The organism is Cupriavidus cauae (genome assembly GCF_008632125.1).
GTDB lineage: Bacteria > Pseudomonadota > Gammaproteobacteria > Burkholderiales > Burkholderiaceae > Cupriavidus > Cupriavidus cauae.
In genome coordinates, this window is the sequence record NZ_VWRN01000045.1 from 85,403 (window position 1) to 109,436 (window position 24,034).

General features: G+C 70.1%; 22 protein-coding genes. 14 read left to right on the plus strand and 8 right to left on the minus strand.

All coding sequences use genetic code 11. The features are described from left to right. The first annotated feature begins 101 nt into the window (after window positions 1–101). The 3 genes from F1599_RS16475 to F1599_RS16485 all read left to right on the plus strand — a co-directional run bounded on the left by F1599_RS16475 (window position 102) and on the right by F1599_RS16485 (window position 4,476). Window positions 102–578, plus strand: coding sequence for a (2Fe-2S)-binding protein (locus tag F1599_RS16475; protein WP_149316128.1), 477 nt, complete (start codon window positions 102–104; stop codon window positions 576–578). Beyond that, window positions 575–2,800, plus strand: coding sequence for a xanthine dehydrogenase family protein molybdopterin-binding subunit (locus F1599_RS16480; protein ID WP_150083787.1), 2,226 nt, complete (start codon window positions 575–577; stop codon window positions 2,798–2,800). The genes F1599_RS16475 and F1599_RS16480 overlap by 4 nt, the downstream gene beginning before the upstream one ends. 227 nt (window positions 2,801–3,027) lie before the next feature. Next, window positions 3,028–4,476: a nucleobase:cation symporter-2 family protein gene (locus tag F1599_RS16485; RefSeq protein WP_223819693.1), complete on the plus strand. Its 1,449-nt coding sequence runs from the start codon at window positions 3,028–3,030 to the stop codon at window positions 4,474–4,476. A 70-nt stretch (window positions 4,477–4,546) separates the two neighbouring features. Here F1599_RS16485 and dkgB read toward each other — a convergent pair whose 3' ends face one another. From dkgB to F1599_RS16510, 5 genes are all read right to left on the minus strand, one after another. Beyond that, on the minus strand, window positions 4,547–5,356 hold the full coding sequence (gene dkgB / locus F1599_RS16490; RefSeq protein WP_149316126.1) for a 2,5-didehydrogluconate reductase DkgB: 810 nt from the start codon (window positions 5,354–5,356) through the stop codon (window positions 4,547–4,549). A 253-nt stretch (window positions 5,357–5,609) separates the two neighbouring features. Then, window positions 5,610–6,494, minus strand: a complete 885-nt coding sequence (locus tag F1599_RS16495; protein ID WP_150083788.1) for an oxidoreductase — start codon at window positions 6,492–6,494, stop codon at window positions 5,610–5,612. Window positions 6,495–6,583: 89 nt separating this feature from the next. Continuing rightward, window positions 6,584–7,027: a LysR family transcriptional regulator gene (locus tag F1599_RS16500; protein WP_150083789.1), complete on the minus strand. Its 444-nt coding sequence runs from the start codon at window positions 7,025–7,027 to the stop codon at window positions 6,584–6,586. A 282-nt stretch (window positions 7,028–7,309) separates the two neighbouring features. After that, window positions 7,310–8,239, minus strand: coding sequence for a LysR family transcriptional regulator (locus F1599_RS16505; RefSeq protein ID WP_150083790.1), 930 nt, complete (start codon window positions 8,237–8,239; stop codon window positions 7,310–7,312). An 82-nt stretch (window positions 8,240–8,321) separates the two neighbouring features. Next, entirely contained in the window at window positions 8,322–9,251 is a 930-nt protein-coding gene (locus F1599_RS16510; protein WP_149316122.1) for a LysR family transcriptional regulator, read from the minus strand. 167 nt (window positions 9,252–9,418) lie between these two features. On the opposite strand from F1599_RS16510, the gene F1599_RS16515 reads away from it, so the two are divergent. The 5 genes from F1599_RS16515 (at window position 9,419) to F1599_RS16535 (ending at window position 15,825) form a co-directional block, all read left to right on the plus strand. Continuing rightward, entirely contained in the window at window positions 9,419–10,420 is a 1,002-nt protein-coding gene (locus F1599_RS16515; protein WP_149316121.1) for a Bug family tripartite tricarboxylate transporter substrate binding protein, read from the plus strand. Between the two features lie 47 nt (window positions 10,421–10,467). Beyond that, window positions 10,468–12,591, plus strand: coding sequence for an acetate--CoA ligase family protein (locus F1599_RS16520; RefSeq protein ID WP_223819694.1), 2,124 nt, complete (start codon window positions 10,468–10,470; stop codon window positions 12,589–12,591). A gap of 139 nt (window positions 12,592–12,730) precedes the next feature. Beyond that, a complete protein-coding gene (locus tag F1599_RS16525) occupies window positions 12,731–13,516 on the plus strand; it encodes an enoyl-CoA hydratase/isomerase family protein (RefSeq protein ID WP_149316119.1) in 786 nt (261 codons plus the stop codon). After that, on the plus strand, window positions 13,513–14,928 hold the full coding sequence (locus F1599_RS16530) for an aldehyde dehydrogenase family protein (RefSeq protein ID WP_149316118.1): 1,416 nt from the start codon (window positions 13,513–13,515) through the stop codon (window positions 14,926–14,928). The genes F1599_RS16525 and F1599_RS16530 overlap by 4 nt, the downstream gene beginning before the upstream one ends. Before the next feature lie 78 nt (window positions 14,929–15,006). Then, a complete protein-coding gene (locus F1599_RS16535) occupies window positions 15,007–15,825 on the plus strand; it encodes an enoyl-CoA hydratase (protein WP_149316117.1) in 819 nt (272 codons plus the stop codon). Between the two features lie 15 nt (window positions 15,826–15,840). Here F1599_RS16535 and F1599_RS16540 read toward each other — a convergent pair whose 3' ends face one another. Next, entirely contained in the window at window positions 15,841–16,512 is a 672-nt protein-coding gene (locus tag F1599_RS16540) for a nitroreductase (RefSeq protein ID WP_150083791.1), read from the minus strand. Between the two features lie 157 nt (window positions 16,513–16,669). Here F1599_RS16540 and F1599_RS16545 point away from each other — a divergent pair, with 157 nt between their 5' ends. Together F1599_RS16545 and F1599_RS16550 are read left to right on the plus strand one after the other, a co-directional pair. Then, window positions 16,670–17,812, plus strand: a complete 1,143-nt coding sequence (locus F1599_RS16545) for a CaiB/BaiF CoA transferase family protein (RefSeq protein ID WP_150083792.1) — start codon at window positions 16,670–16,672, stop codon at window positions 17,810–17,812. A 160-nt stretch (window positions 17,813–17,972) separates the two neighbouring features. Further along, window positions 17,973–18,221, plus strand: a complete 249-nt coding sequence (locus F1599_RS16550) for an RNA recognition motif domain-containing protein (protein ID WP_149316114.1) — start codon at window positions 17,973–17,975, stop codon at window positions 18,219–18,221. A gap of 126 nt (window positions 18,222–18,347) precedes the next feature. On the opposite strand, the gene F1599_RS16555 is transcribed toward F1599_RS16550, so the two are convergent. Continuing rightward, entirely contained in the window at window positions 18,348–19,352 is a 1,005-nt protein-coding gene (locus F1599_RS16555) for a LysR family transcriptional regulator (protein WP_223819695.1), read from the minus strand. A gap of 97 nt (window positions 19,353–19,449) precedes the next feature. Between F1599_RS16555 and F1599_RS16560 the strand changes: the two genes are divergently transcribed. The 4 genes from F1599_RS16560 (at window position 19,450) to F1599_RS16575 (ending at window position 22,427) form a co-directional block, all read left to right on the plus strand. Further along, window positions 19,450–20,148 carry an HAD family hydrolase gene (locus F1599_RS16560; protein ID WP_395896143.1) on the plus strand — a complete coding sequence of 233 codons (699 nt, stop codon included), beginning with the start codon at window positions 19,450–19,452 and terminating at the stop codon, window positions 20,146–20,148. Between the two features lie 64 nt (window positions 20,149–20,212). Next, window positions 20,213–20,662, plus strand: coding sequence for a Bug family tripartite tricarboxylate transporter substrate binding protein (locus tag F1599_RS16565; protein ID WP_223819696.1), 450 nt, complete (start codon window positions 20,213–20,215; stop codon window positions 20,660–20,662). 41 nt (window positions 20,663–20,703) lie between these two features. Further along, window positions 20,704–21,837, plus strand: a complete 1,134-nt coding sequence (locus tag F1599_RS16570; RefSeq protein WP_223819697.1) for a DSD1 family PLP-dependent enzyme — start codon at window positions 20,704–20,706, stop codon at window positions 21,835–21,837. Between the two features lie 155 nt (window positions 21,838–21,992). Then, a complete protein-coding gene (locus F1599_RS16575; RefSeq protein ID WP_223819723.1) occupies window positions 21,993–22,427 on the plus strand; it encodes a RidA family protein in 435 nt (144 codons plus the stop codon). A 16-nt stretch (window positions 22,428–22,443) separates the two neighbouring features. Here the strand turns inward: F1599_RS16575 and F1599_RS16580 are convergent, their stop codons facing one another. Beyond that, the gene (locus tag F1599_RS16580) at window positions 22,444–23,994 is read right to left on the minus strand and encodes a gamma-glutamyltransferase family protein (RefSeq protein WP_150083795.1); all 1,551 of its coding nucleotides are present in this window, start codon (window positions 23,992–23,994) and stop codon (window positions 22,444–22,446) included. Between the last annotated feature and the right edge of the window lie 40 nt (window positions 23,995–24,034).

Here is a 24,034-nt window from a genome sequence, read left to right on the forward strand (position 1 = left end):
CCGTATGGATTGGATTCCGAAATCATATTTCACATATGGTTGGGCGACACCTAGGCTTTCCCTGATCCGTCCACGCCAGAGGGGCGGCCGAGGAGACCACGATGACCACCAAGCTCGATGTCAATGGCGCCCGCCGTCGGGTGGACGCCCCCGCGGATACGCCGCTGCTGTGGGTGTTGCGCGACCAGCTGGACCTGACCGGCACCAAGTACGGCTGCGGCATGGGCCTGTGCGGCGCGTGCACGGTCCATGTCGACGGGCAGGCCGTGCGCGCCTGCCAGACCCCGTTGTCCAGCGTCGCCGGCAAGCGCGTGACGACCATCGAGGGGCTGGGCAAGCCCGATGCATTGCACGTGCTGCAGCGCGCGTGGCAGGCCGAGGACGTGCCGCAATGCGGCTACTGCCAGTCGGGGCAGCTGATGTCCGCCGCCGCGCTGCTGGCGCGGAAGCCGAAGCCCAGCGACAGCGATATCGATGCGGCGATGGCGGGCAATATCTGCCGTTGCGGCACCTATGACCGGATCCGGCGCGCGATCCATCGCGCCGCGGCCGAACTGCGCAGCGGGAGGCCGGCATGAAGCGGCGCGACTTCCTGATGAGCGGGGCGGCGCTGGCCGGCGGCCTGATGCTGGAGCTGAGCGCCGGCGGCGTGTGCGCGGCCGGCGCCGCCGCCGGGGCATCGTCCTCGGGCGCCCCCGCCGATGGCGCCGCCTTCGCCCCCAACGCCTGGGTCCGCATCACGCCGCAGGGCGAGGTGCTGCTGGTCGTGCACAAGTTCGACAGCGGCACCGGCGTCAAGAACGCGCTCGGGCTGATGCTGGCCGAGGAGCTCGATGCCGACTGGTCGCGCGTGCGCGTGGTGCAGCCGGACGATCCGCTGGCGCAGATCTACATCCATCCGCTGTGGGGCATGCACGCGACCGGCGGCAGCACCAGCGTGCCGCTCGAATGGACCACGCTGCGGCGCGCCGGCGCCACCGCGCGCGCGATGCTGGTCGCCGAGGCCGCGCAGCGCTGGCGGGTCGATCCGGCCAGTTGCCGCACGAGCAACGGCATGGTGATCGATGCTTCGGGCTCGCGGCGGCTCGGCTATGGGGATCTCGCCGAAGGCGCGGCACGGCAGCCGGTGCCGAAGGAAGTCGCGCTCAAGCGGCCGGCGGACTTCGTGCTGATCGGCAAGGAGCGCAGCAGCTATCGCGTCGTCGACAAGCTGACCGGCCGCGCGCAGTACGCGGTCGATATCAAGCTGCCCGGCATGCTGACCGCGATCGTGGTCCATCCGCCGGTGATCAATGCAAGCGTGGTGTCGTTCAATGCGGCCGAGGTCAAGGCGATGCCCGGCGTGCGCGATGTGTTCGCGACCGAGATTCCCGCGGCGATCGCGCATTTCCGTCCCGGCATGGGCCCGGCGGTACCGGACAACGGCGCCTGCCAGCCCGGCGTGGCCATCGTCGCCGACCACTTCTGGGCCGCGCAGCGCGCGCGCCAGGCGTTGAAGGTCCAGTGGGGCGACAGCGACATGGCGGACTTCAGCGCCGAGGGTGCGCTGCGCGAGCTGGCCCGGCATGTCGACGATGCCGGCCTCAAGAGCAAGGTCAAGGGCGATGCCGCGGCGGCTTTCGAAAGAGCCGACAAGGTCGTCGAAGGCGTCTACACGATGCCCTACAAGGCCCACGCGCAGATGGAACCGCTGAGCGTGGTGGCGTGGGTGCACGACGGCATCGTCGAATACTGGGGCGGCATCCAGGTGCCGTCGCGCTGCGCGCAGGCGGCGCAGACCATCGCCGGCGTGCCGGCCGACAAGGTCAGGATCCATCTGACCGAGGCCGGCGGCAGCTTCGGCGCGCGCGAGGGCATGCACCAGATACTCGAGGCCACCTACATCTCGCGGCGCGTCGGCAAGCCAGTCAAGCTGATCTACACCCGCGAGGACGATATGCGCGGCCTGTTCTACCAGACCGCCAGCGTGCACAAGGCGCGCGCCGCGCTCGATCGCGACGGCGGCATCGCCGCCTTCAGCCTGCGCGCGGTGACGCCGTCGATCAAGGAACCCGACGACCCCGGGTTCCTTGCCAAGGTGCCGGTCGATCCGAGCTGCACCGAGGCGATGCGCGACGACTTCTACTACGACATCGGCACGCTCGACCTGGCGTGGGTGCGGGTCGAGCCGAAGCTGCCGATCTGGTGGTGGCGCGCGGTCAGCTACGTGCCCAACGTCTTCGCGATCGAGAGCCTGATCGACGAAGCCGCGCACGCGGCGGGGCAGGATCCGCTCGCCTATCGCCGCCGCCTGCTGCGCGAGCGGCCCGAGCATCTGGCGGTGCTCGACCGTGCCGCGGCGCTGGCCGGCTGGCCGCGGGCTTCGGCGCCCGGCCGCGGACTCGGCATCGCGACCTATCAGGGCTACAAGAGCTATATCGCGGTGGTCGCGGAGGTCGAGGTCAAGGAGCGCGCGATCACGGTGCACAGGCTCAGTTGCGTGGTCGACTGCGGGCTGGCGGTCGATCCCAGCTCGGTGCGGCAGCAGCTGGCGGGCGGGCTGTACTGGGGCGTGTCGACGGCGATGATGAACGAGGTGCCGATCGACCACGGCACCGTGCGCATCAGCAATTACCACGACTATCCGGTGGTGCGCATCACCGATGCGCCGCGGCTGGACATCGAGCTGATGCCGCCGTCGGGCAGGGCGCCCAGCGGCGTCGGCGAACTGTCCAATCCGCCGGTGGTCCCGGCGATCGGCAACGCGATCTTCGCGGCGACCGGCAAGCGCCTGCGCGCGACGCCGTTCCGCTTCGCCTGAACCGCGAACGATGAGCACGGTGGCGGGCGTCGTTTCGACGGCCGCCGCTGCCGTGCGTCGGACCGGCGCGCCCCCCCATGCGGCATCCCACGCTATGCCGGCACCGGCGCCGCCGCGGCACGCCGGCACGACCACGACAACAAGCACAACAAGCACAACAAGCACAACAACCACAGCGAGCACAACAAGCACAACAACCACAGCGAGAACTGGAAGGAGACACCCCCATGAAAGCGCAACACAACGCGGTGCGTGACACCGTGCCGCCGGCGCGCGCGCCCGTCGATGCGGTACCCGCCACCGGGCCGCTGCTGATGCTGGGCTTCCAGCATGTGCTGGTGATGTATGTCGGCGCGATCGCGGTGCCGATGATCATCGCCACCGCGCTGAAGCTGCCGAAGGAAGCGGTGGCCGTGCTGATCAACGCCGACCTGTTCACCTGCGGCATCGCGACCATCCTGCAATCGGCTGGCTTCTGGCGCATCGGCGTGCGGATGCCGGTGATGCAGGGCGTGGCCTTCAGCGCGATCCCGCCGATCCTGGTGATCGCCACCAATCCCGGCCTCGGGCTGCCGGCCGTGATCGGCGCGGTGATGGCGGGCGGTCTGTTGACGATGCTGATTTCGCCGGTATTTGGCAGGCTGGTGCGCTTCTTCCCGCCGATCGTCGGCGGCTCCATCGTGATGGTGGTCGGGCTGTCGCTGTTCCCGGTCGGCGTCAACTGGATCGGCGGCGGCAAGGGCGCGCCGGACTTCGGCGCGCCGCACAACCTGGCGCTGGCCGGCTTCGTCTTTGCGCTGATCCTGGCGATCAACCGCTGGCTCAAGGGCTTCTGGACCAATGTCTCGGTGCTGCTGGCGCTGGCGGCCGGCATGCTGGTGGCGATCCCTTTCGGCATGGTCGACTTCGCCGGCGTCGCCGAGGCGCCGATGGTGGACGTGATCCGGCCGTTCTACTTCGGCTGGCCCGTGTTCGATCCGCTCGCGGTCGCCACCATCGTGGTGGTGATGGTGATCATCATGATCGAGTCGATGGGCCTGTTCCTGGCCACCGGCGACGTGGTCGGCAAGACCCTGACGCCGCGCGAGATGACCGACGGCCTGCGCGCCAACGGCCTGGCCAGCGTGATCGGCGGCGCGCTGAACGGCTTTCCGTACACGATCTACAGCCAGAACATCGGGCTGCTGGTGGTGACCGGCGTCAAGAGCCGCTGGGTGGTGGTGGCGGCCGGCGTGATCCTGTGCGTGCTGGGGCTGTTTCCCAAGATGGCGACCGTGGTGGCCTCGGTGCCGCTGCCCGCGCTCGGCGGCGCGGCGCTGTTCATGTTCGGCGTGGTCACCGCGGCGGGCGTGCGCACGCTGGGGCGAGTCGATTTCGAATCGCAGCGGCACAACGTCTACATCGTCGCGGCGACGCTGGCGATCTCGCTGCTGCCGACCTTCGCCCCCACGCTGTTCCACCATCTGCCCAGGTGGCTGCAGCCGCTGATGCACAGCAGTATCCTGCTGGCCTGCGTGCTGTCGGTGCTGCTGAACCGGCTGTTCAACGGCGTGCCGCGCGGCGACCCGCATGCGGCGCCGCGGGGAAGCGCGCAAGGAGACGCGCAAGGAAGCACGCAGGGAAACGGGCAGGGAAGCGGGCAGGGAACGGATGACGCGCTGCAGCCCAGCCGCTGAACGGCGACGGGAACACCGGGAGGGGTCGTCCCCGTGCACGCGGGGACGACCGAAATACCGCTGAAGGGATTCAGTCCCAGGCGGGGGCGATGCCTTCCGGATTGGCCAGCCGCTCGCCGCGATCGAGCGTGGCGATCTTCGCCATCTCGTCGTCGGTCAGGCGCAGCTGCTGCGCCTGCAGATTGCTGGCGAGGTTCTCGCGCTTCGTCGACGACGGGATCACCGCGAAGCCCTGCTGCAGCGCCCAGGCCAGCGCCACCTGGGCGGGCGTGGCGCCATGCGCCTGCGCGATGGCCTGGACCGCCGGGTCCTGCACCACCTTGCCGTAGGCCAGCGTCATGTACGAGGTCAGGTGGATGCCCTGGCCGCGCGCATAGTCGACCAGCTTGCGGTTCTGCAGATACGGGTGGATCTCGATCTGGTTGGTCGCGATCTCGCTGGCGCCGACCGCATCGATGGCCTGGCCCAGCAGCGACACCGTGAAGTTCGACACGCCGATCAGCCGCGTCAGACCCTGCGCCTTGGCCTCGGCCAACGCGGCCATGTATTCGGGCAGCGGCACCGCGCCGTTCGGCGACGGCCAGTGGATCAGCGTCAGGTCGACCTGCTCGGTGCGCAGCTTGGCCAGGCTGTCCTTCAGGCTCGGGATCAGCTTGTCGCCGGCCAGGTTGTCGGTCCAGATCTTGGTGGTGAGAAACAGGTCCTTGCGCGCGACGCCGCTTTCGGCGATGGCCTGGCCGATCTCGGCCTCGTTGCCGTAGATCTGCGCGGTATCGATCAGCCGATAGCCGACCGACAGGGCGTTCTTGACCGAGTCGATCACGGTCTGGCCGGTCAGGCGGAAGGTGCCGAGGCCGAAGGCGGGAATGGTCTGCGTCATGGTGAGCTCCAGGAATTCGGGGTCAGGATTGCGGATTCCGGGCATTGTCGGGCGGAACGCGCGGAGGAAACAGCCCCGGACCGTCAAATGACTGTTGCCTGCCGATCAAGGGTGGCGGGCTTGATGTCAGGCCGCTGCGGTCGCTTGGAGCGGGACCGCTGCGCTGGCGAGGCGATCCCTCTCCCGCGTGCGGCGCTTGCGGGAGAGGGAAGGGGCGGCACCGACGCTGCAGTGGTATGCCAGGACTGCGCAATCACACCCGCACGTCGTCATGGTCCGTCGACACCGCCAGCGCGCGCCATGCCGACAGTTCCGCTTCGACCTTGCGGTGCTTCTCCGCGATCCGTGCCACCGTGTCCGAGCCCAGCGGCAGCCGCACCGGCGGCGTCTCGCTGTCGGCCAGCGCCAGCAGCGCGGCGGCCAGCTTCACCGGGTCGCCCGGCTGCTGGTGATTGGCGGCGGCCATGTGGCCACGCATCGCGCCGACGGTCTCGGCGTAGGCGCCGATCTCCGAGCGCACGCGCACCAGCGAGCTGTCGTCGAGGAAGTCGGTGCGGAAGAAGCCCGGCTCGACCACGGTGGCGCGCACGCCCAACGGCGCGAGTTCCGCGTCCAGCGCCTCGGTCAGGCCCTCCACCGCGAACTTGGTCGCGCCATAGACGCCCCAGCCGGGATAGGCCGCATAGCCGCCGATCGACGAGATATTGATCACGTGGCCACTGCGCTGGCGGCGCATCTGCGGCAGCACCGCGCGGGTTACGGCCAGCACGCCGAACACATTGGTGGCGAACTGCTGCTCGACTTCCTTTGCCGACGCTTCTTCCACCGCGCCGAGCAGGCCGTAGCCGGCGTTGTTGACCAGCACGTCGATGCGGCCGAAGCGTGCGACCGCGGCCTCGGCGGCCGCGATGGCCTGCGCTTCGCTGGTGACGTCCAGCGCCACGCTCAGCAGGTTTGCATGCTCGCCCACTGCGGCGGCGATCGTTTCCGGACGGCGCGCGGTGGCGACGACGCGGTCGCCGCGGGCCAGCGCGGCACGCGTCAGCTCCAGGCCGAAGCCGCGCGAGGCGCCGGTGATGAACCAGACTTTGCTGTCGTTGGCGGCGATGTTGGCGGGGATGGTGATGTTGGCGGACATGGTGATTCTCCTTTGAGACATGCTGAAAAAAGATCTGGCAATAGGGCGGTGTGTGCGGCGGTACGTGTCCTGGCGGCGCAGCGCGGCCTTTACACGAAGGCTGTTACGCCGGTCAGCGCCGCGCCACGTGCACGGGGATCGCCGTCGACGGTGCGGGCGCCGTCGGAGTACGGATCGAACTGCCGGGCCGGCGGGGCCGACACGCCGCTGCGATCCATGCCGGCAACCAGCGCATTCCCGCCTGCGCCACGCGCGCCCTCGGAGTACGGGTCGAAGCGGCCATCGCGCAGTCCCTGGGTGAACACGTCATGCGCGCGCGCCGCCACGATGCGGGCACGGCCATTGCCGTGCGCGCCCTCCGAGTACGGATTGAATGCCCCCTGGCGCAGTCCCTCCGAGAACACGTCGTGGCTGCGTGCGGCCGTGCTGGCCGGCGTGCTGTCGATCGGCGCGGCGTTCGCGCTCTGCAGCGAAAGGCTGACCACCAGCGAAACGGCGGCGGGAACGAAGATGCGGGTGAATTGGGCAATCATGATGTCGCTCCTGAAGAATGGTCTCGATCGGTTTCGATAAGGGACGGTGGCTGCGGCGCGTTCCCCGGTGTTGCCGGGGTTTCGCAATGCAGCCGCCGTTGAGACCAATCTAGGTGGGGAGCGACTGTGGCACTAGAGCGGGCAATGCCGACTCAGAAGCAACCGGAAGTTGTGAATCTCCCGGTACCAATTGCGGGTTGCCGGTTAGCGGTTGGCGGTTGCCGCTTGACGGTTGCCGCTGACCGATTAGAGGCCGCCGATCACCGCTTGCCGGCACCGGCCTCAGGAAGCCAGCCCCGCCAGCCGCGACAGCGACTGCTCGGCGCCGCGGCTGGCCTCCACCACGAAGTCGATGAAGCGGCGGACGCGCGTGGGCATCTGCGTGCGATGGGGGAAATACATGTACAGGCCGATATTGCTGGCGCTGTAGTCCGTCAGCACCGGCTTGAGCCGCCCGCTGACCAGGTCGCCGTGGATCATGTACGCCGCCAGCTGGCCGATGCCCATGCCGGCGCGCACGGCCTCGACCTCGGCCTCGAGGTCGTTGAAGCTCGCGACCGCGGGCACTTCCTGGTAGACGAGGTTGCCGTCGATCTGCAGCTCCCACGGCACCATGCGGCCGGTCGATGGGCGGCGAAAGCCCGTGCACTGGTGCCGCAGCAGATCATCGGGGGTGGTGGGCTCGCCGTGCCGGGCGAGATAGTCCGGCGCCGCGCAGATGACCATGGGCACATCGCACAGCCGCCGCGCCACCAGGTTCTGGCCCGGACTGGTGCCGACCCGAAAGCCCACGTCGATCCTGGCCTCGACCAGGTCCGTGAAGAGGTCGCTCAGCACCACGTCGAACACGATGCCCGGATACTGCGTGCGAAAGCCGTGCACCAGCGGCACCAGCACGCGGCTGCCCAGCGAGGGCGGCGCGGTCAGCCGGATCATGCCGTCATCCTCGCTGCGGCTGCTCCGGATCTGCTCCAGCGCTTCGTCGAGCTGACGCATGCCGGGCGCGGCCAGTTCGAACAGCCGTGCGCCTTCGGTGGTCAGGCTGAGCTTGCGCGTGGTCCGGTGCAGCAGGCGGACGCCGAGGTCGGACTCCAGCGTGCGCACTGCCTTGCTGACCGCCTGCGGCGTGACGCCGGCCTCCACCGCCGCGCGGCGGAAGCTGCCGGCGCGTACCACGCCGATGAAGAGGGTGAGGACGCGGGCCTTGTCCATGATCGGCAACCGGAGGTTGAGAATGGCGCCATGATAGCGCCGATCGGTTACGCAACCGGACGAGCCGTTGCGACCGCCATCCTCAGCCGGTTCGGCGGCGGCCCGCCTGCGCCGTGCCCGGCAACAGCGCGGGCACCAGAGTATGCAGTTCGGCCAGCACGAGCCGCGCCGCGCGCGACAACGGGTGATGGCGGGTCAGGACGATCGCGATCGTGCGCGGCAGCGCGGGCTCGACGATCTCGATCACGGCCAGGCGGCCGTCGCGCACTTCCTCGTCGACGCCGAGCAGCGGCAGGATCGTCATCGCATGCCCGCCCATCGCCACGTCCTTCATCGTGGCCAGCGATTCGACCTCGAGGACGATGTCGAGCGCGATGCCGAGCTGGCGCGCATGCTGGTCCAGGATCGAGCGCAGTCCGTTGGGCGCGGGCGGCAGCACCAGCGGCAGGCCCGCCAGCTCGCGCAGGGCGATGCGGCGCCGCCGCGCCAGCGGGTGTCCTGCAGCGCAGACGAGGTATGTGGCCACCTGGCCCATCACGTCTTCGTCCTGCCGCGCGGCGGGCCCATAGCGGCTGATCACCGCGATGTCGAGGCGCCCGGAGGCGAGCTGCTCGTCGAGCTGTCCGCTGAAGCCCTCTGTGAAATGCAGCCGCACGCCGGGAGCGCGCGCCCGCAGCGATTCGAACAGGCGCGCCACCAGCTGGCGCGCCATCGATGACAACACACCGATCCTGACCACGCCCGAGGGCACGCCGGCACTGTCCTTGATCTCGTCCCGCAGGCGCGCCGACTGCGCCAGCAGCAATTCCACCTGCGGCATCACGCGCCGGCCGAACTCGGACAGCACCACGCCGCGGCCGGTGCGCTCGAACAGCCGGTCGCCCCATTCGGCCTCGAGCTGGCCGATGCCGCGGCTGACCAAGGACTGCGCCACGCCCAGCGTGCGAGCGGCGCGCGACAGCGAGCCCAGCTCGGCGACCAGCGCCAGCGTTTCGAGTTGCTTCAGATTCATCGCCATAGTGTGCCCCGGTAAGGCTGCGGCGCCGGGCGCTGGCCCATGCAATTGGGTGATAACAGGTATAGCGGATTCTACGCTTATGCAAAGCGGCCCCAGTCCCTACACTGCGGTCATCCCTGCCAACCGAGCGGGGAATGAACACAGCAAGGAGACGACCCGTCATGACTTCCATTGCCCGCCGGCGACCGTTGCTGGCCACCGCCCTGATCACGGCTCTGGGCCTGACCGCGCTGGCCGCCGTGCCGCCGGTGCACGCCGCGGGGGCCTACCCGGAGAAGCCGATCCGCCTGGTGGTGCCGTTCCCCGCCGGCGGACCCACCGATGCGATGGCCAGGCTGATCGGCCAGCGGCTGTCCCAGCAATTGAGCCAGCCGGTGGTGATCGACAACCGCGGCGGCGCCGGCGGCACCATCGCCACCGAAGCCGCCGCCGCGGCAACGCCCGACGGCTACACGCTGTTTTTCTCGACCACCGGCACGATGGCGATCAATCCGTCGCTGTACAGGACGATGAAGGTCGATCCGCTGAGGGCGTTCGATGCGGTGGGCTCGGTGGCGGCGACCGAGAACGTGCTGGTGGTGCCGCCATCGCTGGGCGTGGGCAATTTGCAGGAGCTGATCGCGCTGGCGCGGCGCAAGCCGGGCAGCCTGACGTTCGGCTCGGCCGGCAACGGCAGTTCCAACCATCTGTCGGGCGAACTGTTCAAGTCGATGGCCGGCATCGACATCGTGCACGTGCCCTACAAGGGCTCGAGCGCGGCCTTTACCGACCTGCTGGGCGGCCGCATTTCGATGATGTTCGACACGGTCTCGAGCCAGGTCCAATACCTGAACGCCGGCAAGGTCAAGGCGCTCGGCGTCACCGGGCCGGCCCGCTCCGAGGCATTGCCGAAGGTGCCGACGATCGCCGAGTCTGGCCTGCCGGGCTTCGACGTGACGATCTGGTTCGGGCTGTCCGCGCCGAAGGGCACGCCGCCCGACGCGCTGGCCCGGCTCAACGGCGATCTGCAAAAGGTGCTGGCACAGCCGGAGGTGCGCGCCCAGCTCGCCCAACTCGGCGCCAGGCCCTTGCCCGGCACGCCGCAAGCGTTCACCGGCCTGATCCAGCGCGATACCGCGAAATGGTCGGCGGTGATCAAGGCGTCCGGCGCGACCGTCGACTAGCGCGCCGCGCGCCGCCCCTTCCCTCGATGCCAATCCTCTCTGCTGCCGTGAATGCTTCCATCATCGACGCGCTGCTGCGTCCCCGCTCCGTCGCCGTGATCGGCGCCTCGGACAATCCCAACAAGGTCGGCGGACGGCCGGTCCACTATCTGAGTCGCTACGGCTTCGCCGGACGCATCTATCCGATCAACCCCGGCCGCGACGAGATCCAGGGGCATCGCGCCTATCCGAGCCTGGACGCGCTCGACACGGCGCCCGACGCCGCGGTCATCGCGGTGGCAGGCGACGCTGCGCTCGAACAGGTGCGCCGGTGCGCCGCGGCCGGCGTGCGCGCCGCGGTGGTAATGGCCTCCGGCTTCGCGGAGACCGGGGACGCCGGGCGCCGGCGGCAGGACGAGCTCGTTGCCGCGGCCCATGCCGGCGGCATGCGCATCGTCGGGCCGAACGCGCAGGGCACCGCCAACTTCGCCAGCGGCGCGGTGCTGAACTTCAGCACGATGTTCATGGAGGTGGCGCCCGCTGACGGGCCGATCGCGATCGTCAGCCAGAGCGGTGCCGCGAGCGTGATGCCGTATGCCTTGCTGCGGCAGGCGGGCCTCGGCGTGCGCTACCTGGTCGCCACCGGCAACGATGCCGACCTCGATGCCTGCGCGATGGCCGAGGCGGTGGCCGCCGACGAGGCGGTGAGGCTGGTTCTGATCTATCTGGAATCGCTGTCCGATCCCGCCCGGCTTGCCGCGGCGGCGGCGATCGCGCGCCGCCGCGGCGCCGCGGTCGTCGTGCTCAAGAGCGGCGGCAGCAAGCGCGGCGCGGCCGCGGCCGCCTCGCATACCGGCGCGATGGTCGGCAACGATGCCGCGATCGATGCGTTCCTCGCGCGCCACGGCATCTGGCGCGCTCCGGATATCGCGGCCTTCGTGCGCGCCGCGCCGTTGTATCTGCAGGGGCACGATCCCGGCCTAGGCCGCACCGTCGTGATCAGCCACAGCGGCGCCGTCGGCGTGATGGCCGCCGACCTGGCCGAGCGGGCCGGTTTGCCGCTGACGGATCTCGCGCCCGCGACGCAGGACGCGCTGGCCCAGGTGCTGCCCGACTTCGGCACCGCCGCCAATCCGCTGGACATGACGGCCGCCTTGCTGGGGCAGGGCGACCTGTTTCCGCGCGCGCTCGGCGCGCTGGGCAGCGACCCCGGCGCCAACATGGTGATGATCGGCATTCCGGTGGCGGGGCCCGGCTACGACGTCGAGGCGCTGGCGGGCGATGCGGCCGGCTTTGTCGACGCGCATGCCAGGCCGCTGGTGGTCAGCGCGCCGCAGGCCAGCGTGCGGGCCGCCTTCGACCGCCGCGGCGTGCCGACGTATGTCACCGAGGCGGACGCCATCGCCGCGTTGCATCAGTACGCGATGCACAGGCGGCTGATGGAGGCGGCGGCGCGCGCCGAAGGTGCCGATGCACGCGGCAATGCCCTCGGCAACGTGGCGGGGCACCCGGCCGACGCAGGTGCCGGCACCGGCCTGCTCGACGAGTACGCCAGCCTGTCGCTGCTGGGCCGGTACGGCGTCCCGGTGGTCCCGCAACGCCTGTGCGAAACGCCGGAGCAGGCGGTACAGGCCGCCGCGGCGCTGGCGGCCGGCGACGCGCCCGTGGTGGTCAAGGGCTGTGCCGCCAGCGTGCCGCACAAGAGCGAACACGGGCTGGTGCATCTGCGGCTCGCCGGCGCGGCACAGGTACGGGCCGCGGCCTCCGCATGCCTCGGCAAGCTGGCCGAACTTGGCGTCGACGGGCCGCGCGTGCTGGTCGCGCCGATGGTCAAGGGCACGCACGAGTTCGCGCTCGGCGTGACGGTCGACCCGCAACTCGGCCCCCTGGTGATGATCGGCGACGGCGGCACCTTGCTCGAACTGCGGCAGGACATCGTCACGCTGCTGGCCCCTTTCGATCTGGCGGCGGCGCGCGAGGCATGCCGGCGATTGCGGGTGGCGCCGTTGTTCGATGGTTACCGCGACATGCCGCCCCTGGACCTGGACGCACTTGCCGACGCGGCGGTGGCGCTGGGCGAGTTTGCAATGGCCTGTGGCGGCACGCTGATGTCGGTGGACATCAATCCGCTGATGGTGATGCCGGCGGGGCAGGGCGCGATGGCGGTGGACGCCGTCGTGGAGATGCGATGAGCGCGGCGATCAGTGCGGAAATGCGTGCGGAGTTGAGTGCAGCAATGAGTGCGGCAATGAGTTCGGCATTGAGTGAGGCAATGACAGGACCCATGGAAGCGTATCGGGCACGCACGACGTGCCGCGCAGGAGGGCAACGATGGAAGTGACCGCGGCAGTGGAGGACGGCGTGGCGCTGGTGACGCTGAACCGTCCGCATCGGATGAATGCCGTCGACGACGCGCTGCGAACGAGGCTGATCGACACGCTCGCGCAATGCAATCGCGATCCGGCGGTGCGCGTCGTGGTGATGACGGGAGCGGGCGCCCGCGCGTTCTGCGCCGGCCAGGATCTGGACGAGGCGGCGGCCATGCAATGGCAGCAGCTCGTGCCGTGGCTGGAGCGCCAGCGCGCGATGTACCAGGCGGTGCGCGACCTGGACAAGCCGTGCGTGGCCGCGGTACGCGGCGTGGCCGCCGGCGCGGGGTTCCAGCTGGCACTGTGCGCCGACTGGCGCATCGCGACGCCGCAAAGCCGCTGGGGCCAGCCAGAGGTCAAGGCCGGCCTGGCCAGCATCGTGGGCTCGTATCTGATGACGCTGCACGTCGGCCATACCCACAACGCGCAGTTGTCGCTGTCGGGCGAGCTGATCAGCGGCCAGCGCGCCTTCGAGATCGGCCTGGTCACCGAGCTGCACGACGACGAGGTGCTGATGGCGAGGGCGATGGAGCGGGCGCGACAGCTTGCGGCGCTGCCGCCGACTGCGATGCGGCTGTCCAGTCAGCGGCTGCGCGCGATGTCGCAGCCGGGATTCGACGAGGCCTGCGTGGCCGGCATTCGCGCCCAGCTCGAATGCTATGCCGATGGCGAGCCGCAGCGCGTGATGGCCGCCTTCCTGCGCAAGCGCGATGGCGACAAGGCGAACAACGGCGGAGAGACATCATGAGACAGCTCGGCGAGCACTTTATCGATGGGGCGCGCGTGCCGGTCACGCCGGCCGGGCGCGTCACCGTCCACGACTCGGCCAGCGAGGCGCCGATCGTCACGGTCGTGCTGGGCGATGGCGCCGACGTACCCGCCGCGACGCAGGCGGCGCGGCGCGCGTTGCCGGCATGGCGGGCCCTTGCGCCAACGGAACGTGCCGGCTATCTGCGCGCGATCGCGGACGCGCTGGAGCAGCATGGCGCGGAGCTGGCGCGCGAGATCGCCAGGGAGGTCGGCATGCCGCTGAAGCTCTCTCAGCGGATCCAGGTGGACGCTCCCGTCGCAGCCTGGCGTACCACCGCGGCGCTGGCCGACGGCTTTGCCTTCGAGCATGCGATCGACCATTCGCGCATCGTGCTGGACCCGGTCGGCGTGGTCGCGGCGATCACGCCGTGGAACTATCCGCTGCACCAGATCACCGGCAAGCTGGCGCCGGCCCTGCTGGCCGGCTGCACCGTGGTGCTCAAGCCGTCGGAGCTGGCACCGGCGACGACCGTCCGGCTGATCGAAGCCATCGAGCGGGCCGGACTGCCTGCGGGCGTCGTCAATGTCGTGCTTGGCGGCGCGGCCGCCGGGCAGGCGCTGGTGACGGACGCCAATGTGGACATGGTGTCCTTCACCGGCTCGACCGCGGTGGGCCGCCGCATCGCCGCGATTGCCGCCGTCGACATGAAGCGGCTGTCGATGGAGCTCGGTGGCAAGTCGGCCGCGGTGGTGCTGCCCGGCGCCGACCTGGCACGCGCGGTCAAGGCGACGCTGGCCTCCTGCATGCTGAACGCGGGGCAGACCTGCAGCGCCACCACGCGCCTGATCGTGCCGCGCGAGGACTACGCGGCGTGCCGCGACCTGCTGGTCCGGCAGGCCGCAGGCATGACGCTGGGCGACCCGGAAGATGCCGAGACCCGCATCGGGCCGCTGCTGTCGGCGGCGCAACGCGAGCGCGTGCTGGCCTTCGTCACCGAAGCGGAGCAGGCGGGCTTCGACCGGATCGCAGGGGGCAGCGCCGCGCCGGTACCGCCGCGCGGGTATTTCGTCGCGCCGACCGTGTTCGGCCAGGTTCCGCGCGACAGCCGGCTGGCCAACGAGGAAGTCTTCGGACCGGTGCTGGCGGTGCTGTGCCACGACGGCCCGTCGGATGCCGTGGCACTGGCCAATGGCACGGATTACGGACTGGCGGCAACGGTGTGGGCGGCAAGCGATGCGGAGGGCGAGGCGGTCGCGCGGCAACTGCGCGCCGGCCAGGTCGACGTCAATGGCGCGCGCTTCAATCCGCTGGCGCCCTTTGGCGGCTTCGGCCTGTCGGGCGTGGGGCGGGAAGGCGGCCGCTTCGGCCTCGAGGAATTCCTGGAGCCCAAGGCCATCCAGTTGCAGTGAACTGGAACCGAGATCGCAGTGAATTGGAAGTGCGCTTGCAGCGGGATCGCAGAGCTTGCAGCGAAGGACAAGGACATCATGGCAACACAAATCGAATTGACGCGCGCCGGCGAGGGCAAGCATGTCGCGGTGCTGACGCTGAACCGGCCCGAGCGGCTCAACGCGCTGACCAGGGTGATGGAGGGCGAGCTGCGCCAGGCAATCGAAGACCTGGACCGCGACGACACCGTGCGGGTCGTGGTGCTGACCGGGGCCGGCCGTGGCTTCTGTGCCGGCATGGACATCGAGGAGCTGGAGGTGCTGCCGCCGGGCGACATCCGCGCGGCGCAATGGATGCGGCCGTTCGACATGAACCGCCGCGCCGACTACCAGACGCGCTACGGCTATTTCCCGGCGATGCGCAAGCCGATCATCGCGGCGATCAACGGTCCCGCTGCCGGGCTCGGGCTGGTGTTCGCGCTCTACAGCGACATGCGCTTTGCCAGCGAGCAGGCCAGCTTCAGCACCGCCTTCGCGCGGCGCGGCCTGATCGCCGAGCATGGCATTGCGTGGATGCTGCCGCGCGTGGTCGGGCCGGGCCATGCCGCCGACCTTTTGTACTCGGCGCGCAAGGTGCCGGCGGCCGAAGCGCTGCGGATCGGGCTGGTCGACCGGCTCTACGATCCGGAGCGCCTGCTGCCGGAGACGCTCGCGTATGCCGACGACCTGGCGCGCAATGTGTCCCCTCGTTCGATCGGCGTCATCAAGCAGCAGCTGTGGGCCGTGCCCTTCCAGGACCTGGCCGAGGCGACGCGGGTTGCCAACGAGGCCATGTATGCCAGCATCCAGAGCGAGGACTTCAAGGAGGGCGTCGCGCATTTCATCGAGCGCCGGCCCGCCCGCTTCACCGGAAACTAGCCCGCGTGCCGGGGCTCAGATGCCGATGAACTGCGCAAACTCCTCCACCGGCGCGCGCTGCGCATACAGGCGATTGGCCGGGGCGTCCGGATCCGCGTAGCCGATCGCCATGCCGGTGAACAGCATGCGTTCGGGCGGCGTGCCGAGGAAGCGGCGCATCGTTTCCGGATACATCGCCCAGCATTCCTGGGGGCAGCTGTCCAGGCCCGCCTCGCGCAGCAGCAGCATCACGTTCTGCAGATACATGCCGAGGTCCGACCATTGCGGCGGGCCCATGCGGCGGTCCACCGTGCAGAACAGCGCCAGCGGCGCGCCGAAGAACTGGAAGTTGCGGGCGAACTGCTGGCGCCGCGCGGCCTTGTCCTCGCGCGGAATGCCGAGATGGCCGTACAGGTCCTCGCCGACCTGGAAGCGCCGCTCGCGATAGGGCGACACCAGTTCGGGCGGATAGATGTGGTATTCGGCGGGCTCGCCCTTGGGTTCCTCCACCACGCGCTGCCGCATGATGGCCTTCAGTTCGTCCAGCGGGGCACCGCCGACCACCTGGATATGCCAGGGTTGCAGATTGCCACCGGACGGGGCGCGCGCGGCCTTCTCGACGATCTCGCGAATCACCTTCGGCGGCACGGGCTTGTCGAGAAAGCCGCGGATCGAGCGGCGCGTGGCAATGGCTTCGCTGACGTTCATGGTCTCCTCTCGTGCGTGGCTGGCGCGGGGCCGGCGGGTCCGTCGGCGCTCGCTCGGGGCGTTCGGGGCGCCGAGGGCCCTCGGGGCGCGCGTTCGCGGCGCGTGGCATTGCATGGTAAGTTGGCGTCCGACGATACCACGACAACGGGAGACAGGCATGGCGGGTCCGCTGCATGGACTGAAGGTGGTGGAGATGGTCGGCCTCGGGCCGGGGCCGTTCTGCGCGATGATGCTGGCCGATATGGGCGCCGAGGTGATTCGCATCGACCGGCCCAATCGCGGCGCCGGCGTATTGCCCGAGGACGTCCGCTTCGACGTGACCGCGCGCGGCCGGCGTTCGCTGGCGATCGACCTGAAGCAGCCGGGCGCGGCGCAGACGGTGCTGCGGCTGATCGAGCAGGCCGACGTGCTGATCGAGGGCTTCCGGCCCGGCGTGATGGAGCGGCTGGGCCTGGGACCGGACGTCTGCCTGGCGCGCAATGCGCGGCTGGTCTATGGCCGCATGACGGGCTGGGGCCAGCACGGTCCGCTGGCGCAGGCGGCGGGCCACGACATCAACTACATCGCGATCACCGGCGCGCTGCATGCGATCGGCCTGCCCGACGAGCCGCCGGTCGTGCCGCTGAACTACATCGGCGACTTCGGCGGCGGCGCGATGATGTTGGCCTTCGGCGTGGTCTGCGCGGTGCTGGAGAGCCAGCGCAGCGGCAAGGGGCAGGTGGTCGATGCCGCGATGACCGACGGCGCCGCGCTGCTGTCGGCCATGATGTACGGCTTCAAGGCGGCCGGCCGCTGGAGCAACCGGCGCGGCGAGAACCTGCTCGACGGCGGCGCGCCGTACTACGGCACCTATGCCTGCGCCGACGGCAAATATGTCGCGATCGGCGCGCTCGAGCCGCAGTTCTATCGCAAGCTGATCGAGCTGTGCGGCATCGAGGATCCGGCCTTTGCCACGCAGGGCGACCGGCGCGACTGGCCGCAGCTGAAGCACCGGCTCGCCGAGGTGTTCCGCACGCGCACGCGCGACCAGTGGTGCGCGCTGATGGAAGGCAGCGATGCCTGTTTCGCGCCGGTGCTGGATTGGGACGAGGCGCCCGCGCATGCGCACAATCGCGCCCGCGAAACCTTCATCGACGTCGACGGCGTGACCCATCCCGCGCCGGCGCCGCGCTTCTCGCGCACGGCGCCGGCCAAACCGGCGCCGGCATCGCCGCCCGGTGCGGATACCGAGGCCGTGCTGTGCGACTGGGGTTTTGCAGCCGAAGAGATTGCCGCGCTGAAGGGCGATGGCGTGATCTGACCCGGCATGGGCCCGGAGGGCCGCCGCCGTGGCCCGCCTCGCCGGCCCGGCGGCAAGCCGGATCCCGCGCGAACATCTATAGTGGTCTCGTGGCCAGGCCAACATCCTGCACCGCCCCGGCGGCATGCAGGCCGCCGCGCCATGCCCCCAGGAGACCGACATGCAGGTGCTGATTCGCGGCCTGCGCCGCGAGATCACCGAACAGCGTTTGCGCGACAAGTTCGCGCCCTATGCGCCCGTGCGCTCGGTGGAAATCATGCGCGATGGCGACCCCGAGCAGCCTTGGGCATGGGTGGACTTCGACATGGACCTCGTCGCGGCACTGGGCCTGCTCCGCCAGTTCGACGGGCAATATTTCGAAGGCGGCGTGATGCGCCTGCATCTGGTCCCGCACCAGAGCAGCGACTAATCAGCGACTAAGCAGCGACTAAGCAGCGACTAAGCAGGGACTGAGGAGCGACCGAGCTGCGACTGCCCGGCGATGGAGCAGTGATACGCGCCTTGCGGAGGACCGCAGACCCCGCGCGGCGCTGCATCAGCCCCGTCGTCCGTTGCGCCATGGCGGCCGCGGCCCCAGCGCCTTGCGCAACATCTCGACGAACAGCCGCGTGCGCGTCGACGCCACCCGCGATTGCGGCACCAGCGCCATCACGTCGGCGTCCGGCAGCCGGTAGCCGGGCAGCAGCGCGACCAGCCGCCCCGAGGCGAGGCTGTCGGCCACATCCCACTCCGACCGCGCCATGATGCCCTTGCCGGCCAGGCACCATTGATGGACGACATCGCCGTCGTTGCTCTCCATGATCGGACGCACCCGCACGGTGTGTTCGCGTGCATCGGTGCCGGCGGCGCTCTTGCCGCTGCCTTTGCGCAGCTCCTTTCCAGCCTCCTTGCCGCCGTCGCGCCCGGCAAAGCGCCATAGCGTCACGTCCTCGTCGTTCTCCCTGAGCACCAGGCAGGCGTGCCGCGTCAGATCGGCGGGACGCTGCAGCGGCGGCGCCTTGGCGAGGTACTCGGGCGCGGCGCACAGCACGCGGCGGTTCGGTGCGATGCGGTGCGCGACCCAGCGCGAATCCGGTATCGCGCCGATGCTGACCAGCACGTCGAAGGCATCGCGCCCATGCACCGGCTGGCGCGGCAGCATCAGGTTGTCCGACAGGTACAGCTGCACCTCGAGATTGGGATGCGTGGTCTGGAACTGCGCCAGCAGCGGCCCGAGATAGCGGCGCCCGAAGCCGAACGGTCCATGCACCTTCAGCTTGCCGGCCACCGCCTGGCTGCGCTGCCGCAGCGCTTCCTCGATGGCCTGCATCTGCTCGAGCACGCCGGTCGCGTGCTGGGCGAGCAGATGGCCCTCGTGGGTCAGCTGCAGCCGGCGCGTGGTGCGCAGCGCGAGCCGGATGCCCAGGCGCGCCTCGAGCTGGCTGAGCCGCTTGGTCACGGCCGGCGGCGTCACGTTCTCCTCGCGCGCCAGCGCGGCGAGGCTGCCGAGCCGGTCCAGCGCCAGGATGAAGCGCAGGTCGTCGATGTTCAGCGTCATCATTATTAACCCGGAGGTGAATTAAGAAATTCTATGCCATTAACCACCCGCCGGCGGGCCGCACCTACACTGTGGCATCGATTCCAACCGGGGCCGCACCATGACAAGCGAACCAAGCGAACCAAGCAAACCACGCCAGGCCAACCCCGCGCGCCAATACGATGTCGTGCTGTTCGACCTGCTGACCGCGCTGCTCGATTCCTGGACGCTGTGGAACAGCGTGGCGGGCGGCGAAGCACCGGGCCGCGCGTGGCGCGCCGCCTATCTGAAACGCACCTATGCCTGCGGCGCCTATCGTCCGTACGAAACGCTGGTGCGCGAGGCCGCGGTCGAGACCGGGCTGCCGGCAACGATGGCCGACGCGCTTGACGAACGCTGGACCGAGCTGTCGCTGTGGAGCGGCGCCGCGCACGTGCTGGAGCACCTGCGCGCGACGCACCGGCTCGGCGTGGTGACCAACTGCTCGGAGCGCCTGGGCCGGCTGGCTGCCGAACGCCTGAACGTGCCGATGGACGTGGTGGTGACCTCGGAACGCGCCGGCTGCTACAAGCCCGATCCGCGGCCGTATCGGCGTGCGCTTCAGGAACTCGGTGCCGAGCCGGCCAACACGCTGTTCGTCGCGGGCTCGGGCTTCGACCTGTTTGGCACCTCGGCGGTGGGGCTCGACACCTACTGGCATAACCGCGTGGGACTGGCGCTGCCGGACGGCGCACCGGCGCCGCTGCAGCAGGGGCCCAGCATCCTGCCGGTGCTGGAGCTTGCCGCGGCGCCACGCATCAAGTCGCCGGCGCAGGGCTGATCGGGCCGATCTGTCGGGACCGATCTTTCCGGCTGATCCATTGGGCCGATCTGGAGGAGACACCATGAAATTCGCCATTGTTGCCGCGCTGCTGGCGAGCGCGCTCGGCGCCGCCGCCGCGCCGGCCGCGGCGCAGACGCCGAACTGGCCGAGCAAGCCGATCACGCTGATCATGCCGTTCCCCGCGGGCGGGCCCAGCGATGCGCTGGCGCGCGCGGTCGCCGCGAAGATGGCGCCGCGGCTGGGCACGTCGATCGTCGTCGAGAACGTCGGCGGGGCCGGCGGTTCGATCGGCATGCAGAAGCTCGCACGCGCGCCGGCCGATGGCTACACGATCGGCTTCGGCACCATCGGGACCCATGCAGCCAACATGATCCTGTACCGCAAGCCGCTGTACGACGCGCGCAAGGACTTCGAGCCGCTGGGGCTGGTCGGCTCCGCGCCGGTGCTGCTGCTGGTCAAGCGCGACCTGCCGGTCAACGACTTCAATCAGTGCAGCTCGATTGAGCGATGAATGCCGATCTCGTGATGCCGACAAGGCAAGCAAGGAACCCCATGACACTGCATGAACTGGAAACGCCGGTGCTGGTGCTCGACCGCACGAAGATGGAGCGCAATATCGCGCGGCTGCGCGATCGGCTCGCGCCTTTTGGCGTCGCGCTGCGTCCGCACGTGAAGACCAACAAGTCGGCCGATGTTACCGCGCGCATCGGCGCGCCGGGCACGCCGATCACCGTGTCGACGCTGAAGGAGGCCGGCCACTTTCTCGAGCACGGCTGGACAGACATTCTCTATGCCGTCGGCATCGTGCCGTCGAAGCTGCCGCATGTCGAAGAGCTGGTACGGCGCGGGGCGCGGATGACGCTGCTGCTCGACAACGTCGAGGCGGCCGCCGCGGTCGCCGCCTACTGCCGCGAGCGCGCGCTCGGCGTGCCGGTGCTGATCGAGATCGACACCGATGGCCACCGCTCCGGTGTCAAGCCGGAGGACCCGGTGCTGCTGGAGATCGGCGCGGCGCTGGACGGGAAGGAAGGGCAGGGCGCCTGGCTCGCCGGGGTGCTGACGCATGCGGGCGATTCGTACAACTGCCGCTCGGCCGCGGCGATCGAGGCGCTGGCGGAGCAGGAGCGCGCCGGCGCCGTCCGGGCCGCGCAGCGCCTGCGCGCGGCCGGTCATGCGGCGCCGGTGGTCAGTGTGGGCAGCACGCCGACCGCGCACTACGCGCGTTCGCTCGATGGCGTGACCGAGGTGCGGGCCGGGGTGTTCGTGTTCTTCGATCTGGTGATGAACGGCATCGGCGTTTGCGAGACTTCGGACATCGCGCTGTCGGTGTTGTGCACCGTCATCGGCCATCAGCGCGAGAAGGGCTGGCTGATTACCGATGCGGGCTGGATGGCGATGTCGCGCGATCGCGGGACCGCGAAGCAGCCGGTCGACCAGGGCTATGGCCTGGTCTGCGATCTTGACGGCAAGCCGCTGGCCGATCTGGTGATGGTCGACGCCAATCAGGAGCACGGCATCGTCAGCCATCGCACCGATCCGGTCGCGACGCCGATGCTGCCGGTCGGCACGCTGCTGCGCATCCTGCCGAACCACGCTTGCGCGACGGCCGCGCAGCACGGCGCCTACACGGTGGTGGCGGGCAGCGGCGTTGTCGAGGCGCAGTGGCCGCGCTTCAGTGGATGGTGAGCGCGATGGCGGGCACGAATCCGAAGGGGAAGCCGAACGCTACCCCGAGCGCTACCCCGAGCGCTACCCCGAGTGCGACCCGGAGTGCGGCTCCCAGCGCGACTTCGAGCGCGACTCCGAATGCGACCCCGAGCGCGACGCCGAACGCCGCCGCGATCGCCGGCCAGCCTGTCGCCTATCCCGACGTTCCCGCACTGGCGACGCCACGCGGCCACTATTCGCACGTCGCCACGGGCCTGGGCCTCGTCTTCGTGTCGGGCCAGTTGCCGCTGAACGCGCAGGGCGAGCCGCGCGCCGATCTGCCGCTGGCGGAACAGGCCGCGCTGGCGCTGCGCAATGCCGGGGCCGCGCTGGCTGCGGGCGGCTGCGGCTGGAAGGACGTGCTCAAGGTCACCGTCTACCTGGCCGGCGTCGAACATTGGCCGGCGTTCGACGCGGTCTACCGCGAGGTGCTGGGCGACGCGCGCCCGGCGCGCGCGGTGGTGCCGGTGCCGGCGCTGCACTACGGCGTGCTGGCCGAGGTGGAGGCGGTCGCCGTGCATCCCGCGGCGGTACAGCAGAGGCTGTCGCCGCCGCTGGTCCTGCGCTGAACGCGACAGGTACGCGTCAGCAGCCGATCGCCATGCCGTCGCTGCGCGGATCCTGCGCGCCGACGATGGTGCCGTCGGCCTCGATGCGGATTGCGCCGGGATGGCCGGCGAGCGGGCTCTGCGCCGGGATCGGGCTGATCTCGTGGCCGCGCGCGGCCAGCTCCGCCATCACCGCATCGCCGGCATCGGCCTCGAGCTTGAGCGTGTCGCGCGTGTCGGAGAACGTGCGGCCCAGCAGGAAGCGCGGGCGGGACAGCGCCGCCAGCGGATCCATGCCGTAGTCGATCATCCGTGTCAGCACCGCCGCCAGCGTCTGGGGTTGACCGTCCGCGCCCTGGGTACCGTAGAGCAGGGCCGGGCGGCCGTCCCGCAGATAGAGGCCGGGATTGAGCGTATGGAAGGGGCGCTTGCCCGGCCGCAACGCGTTGTGGTGGCCGGGCTCGATGCTGAACGCCGCGCCGCGGTTGTGCCACAGGATGCCGGTGTCGCCGGCGACCACGCCGCTGCCCCAGTCAAAGTAGACGGTCTGCAGCACGCTGGCACAGCGCCCCTGGCTGTCGACCGCGCCGAGGTAGACGGTGTCGCCGGTACGGAAGCGGTGCGGCCACGGCAGCGCGCGGTCGGGCCGGATCGCCGCGGCCAGCCTGTCGAGATGCGTGGGGGACAGCATTGCCTCCGCCGGCACGTTGACGAACTCCGGGTCGGCGACGTGGCGGTCGCGCTCGATGAAGGCCTGCTTCACCGCTTCGACCAGCAGATGGTAGTAGTCGGCGCTGCCTTCGGCGACCGCCGCGACATCGAAGCGGTCGAGTATTCCCATGATCTGCAGCGTGGTGACGCCCTGCGTCGGCGGGCGCAGGCTGACCAGTTCGCCGCCGCGATAGGGCACCGTCAGCGGCGCTTCCTCGCGGGCCCGCGTGGCGGCGAGATCGGCAGCCGTCAGCGGCGATCCGGTCTCGCGCAGCCCGGTGGCAATGCGCGACGCCAGTTCTCCCTCGTAGAAGTCCCGCGCGCCGTGCTCGGCGATCCGGCGCAGGCTGCCCGCCAGCTGCGGCTGGCGGAAGCGCTCGCCGACCTCGGGCATGCGGCCCTCGGGCAGAAACACGCGTGCGAAGCCGGGCCAGTCGCTCCACTGTCCGGCACGGAATTCCTGCCAGAAGCGCTGCGATGGCGTCACGGGGAATCCATCGGCGGCATGCCCGATCGCGCGCTGGAAGAGCGCTTCCCACGGCGTGGTGCCGCCCCACTTGTCGCGGCTGATCCGATAGGCGCGATCCCAGGTGTCGACCGTGGCGGCGGTGGTCAGCGCGGCGGCGGGTCCGCGCGAGGGAATGCCCCCATCGAAGGCGGGCGGTGCTGCCGCGGCTTGGCCGATGCCGGACAACGTGCGCACGTCGCCGGCGCCGTCGGCAATGACCCAGAACGCATCGCCGCCCAGGCCCGTGAAGTGCGGGTAGGTGACCGACAGCGCTGCGCCGATTGCGATCGCCGCTTCGATCGCATTGCCGCCGGCGCGCAGCACTTCGAGTCCGGCCTCGCTGGCCAGCGCATGCGGGCTGGTGACCATGCCCGTGCGGGAACGTGCGGGGCCTGCGGGAGGAAGCGGG

Bases quoted from the DNA above. Each gene is read 5' to 3' on its own strand.
- F1599_RS16475 (WP_149316128.1), top strand. From the start codon at position 102: ATGACCACCAAGCTCGATGTCAATGGCGCCCGCCGTCGGGTGGACGCC.
- F1599_RS16480 (WP_150083787.1), top strand. From the start codon at position 575: ATGAAGCGGCGCGACTTCCTGATGAGCGGGGCGGCGCTGGCCGGCGGC.
- F1599_RS16485 (WP_223819693.1), top strand. From the start codon at position 3,028: ATGAAAGCGCAACACAACGCGGTGCGTGACACCGTGCCGCCGGCGCGC.
- dkgB (WP_149316126.1), bottom strand. From the start codon at position 5,356: ATGACGCAGACCATTCCCGCCTTCGGCCTCGGCACCTTCCGCCTGACC.
- F1599_RS16495 (WP_150083788.1), bottom strand. From the start codon at position 6,494: ATGTCCGCCAACATCACCATCCCCGCCAACATCGCCGCCAACGACAGC.
- F1599_RS16500 (WP_150083789.1), bottom strand. From the start codon at position 7,027: ATGATTGCCCAATTCACCCGCATCTTCGTTCCCGCCGCCGTTTCGCTG.
- F1599_RS16505 (WP_150083790.1), bottom strand. From the start codon at position 8,239: ATGGACAAGGCCCGCGTCCTCACCCTCTTCATCGGCGTGGTACGCGCC.
- F1599_RS16510 (WP_149316122.1), bottom strand. From the start codon at position 9,251: ATGAATCTGAAGCAACTCGAAACGCTGGCGCTGGTCGCCGAGCTGGGC.
- F1599_RS16515 (WP_149316121.1), top strand. From the start codon at position 9,419: ATGACTTCCATTGCCCGCCGGCGACCGTTGCTGGCCACCGCCCTGATC.
- F1599_RS16525 (WP_149316119.1), top strand. From the start codon at position 12,731: ATGGAAGTGACCGCGGCAGTGGAGGACGGCGTGGCGCTGGTGACGCTG.
- F1599_RS16530 (WP_149316118.1), top strand. From the start codon at position 13,513: ATGAGACAGCTCGGCGAGCACTTTATCGATGGGGCGCGCGTGCCGGTC.
- F1599_RS16535 (WP_149316117.1), top strand. From the start codon at position 15,007: ATGGCAACACAAATCGAATTGACGCGCGCCGGCGAGGGCAAGCATGTC.
- F1599_RS16540 (WP_150083791.1), bottom strand. From the start codon at position 16,512: ATGAACGTCAGCGAAGCCATTGCCACGCGCCGCTCGATCCGCGGCTTT.
- F1599_RS16545 (WP_150083792.1), top strand. From the start codon at position 16,670: ATGGCGGGTCCGCTGCATGGACTGAAGGTGGTGGAGATGGTCGGCCTC.
- F1599_RS16550 (WP_149316114.1), top strand. From the start codon at position 17,973: ATGCAGGTGCTGATTCGCGGCCTGCGCCGCGAGATCACCGAACAGCGT.
- F1599_RS16555 (WP_223819695.1), bottom strand. From the start codon at position 19,352: ATGATGACGCTGAACATCGACGACCTGCGCTTCATCCTGGCGCTGGAC.
- F1599_RS16560 (WP_395896143.1), top strand. From the start codon at position 19,450: ATGACAAGCGAACCAAGCGAACCAAGCAAACCACGCCAGGCCAACCCC.
- F1599_RS16565 (WP_223819696.1), top strand. From the start codon at position 20,213: ATGAAATTCGCCATTGTTGCCGCGCTGCTGGCGAGCGCGCTCGGCGCC.
- F1599_RS16570 (WP_223819697.1), top strand. From the start codon at position 20,704: ATGACACTGCATGAACTGGAAACGCCGGTGCTGGTGCTCGACCGCACG.
- F1599_RS16580 (WP_150083795.1), bottom strand. From the start codon at position 23,994: ATGGTCACCAGCCCGCATGCGCTGGCCAGCGAGGCCGGACTCGAAGTG.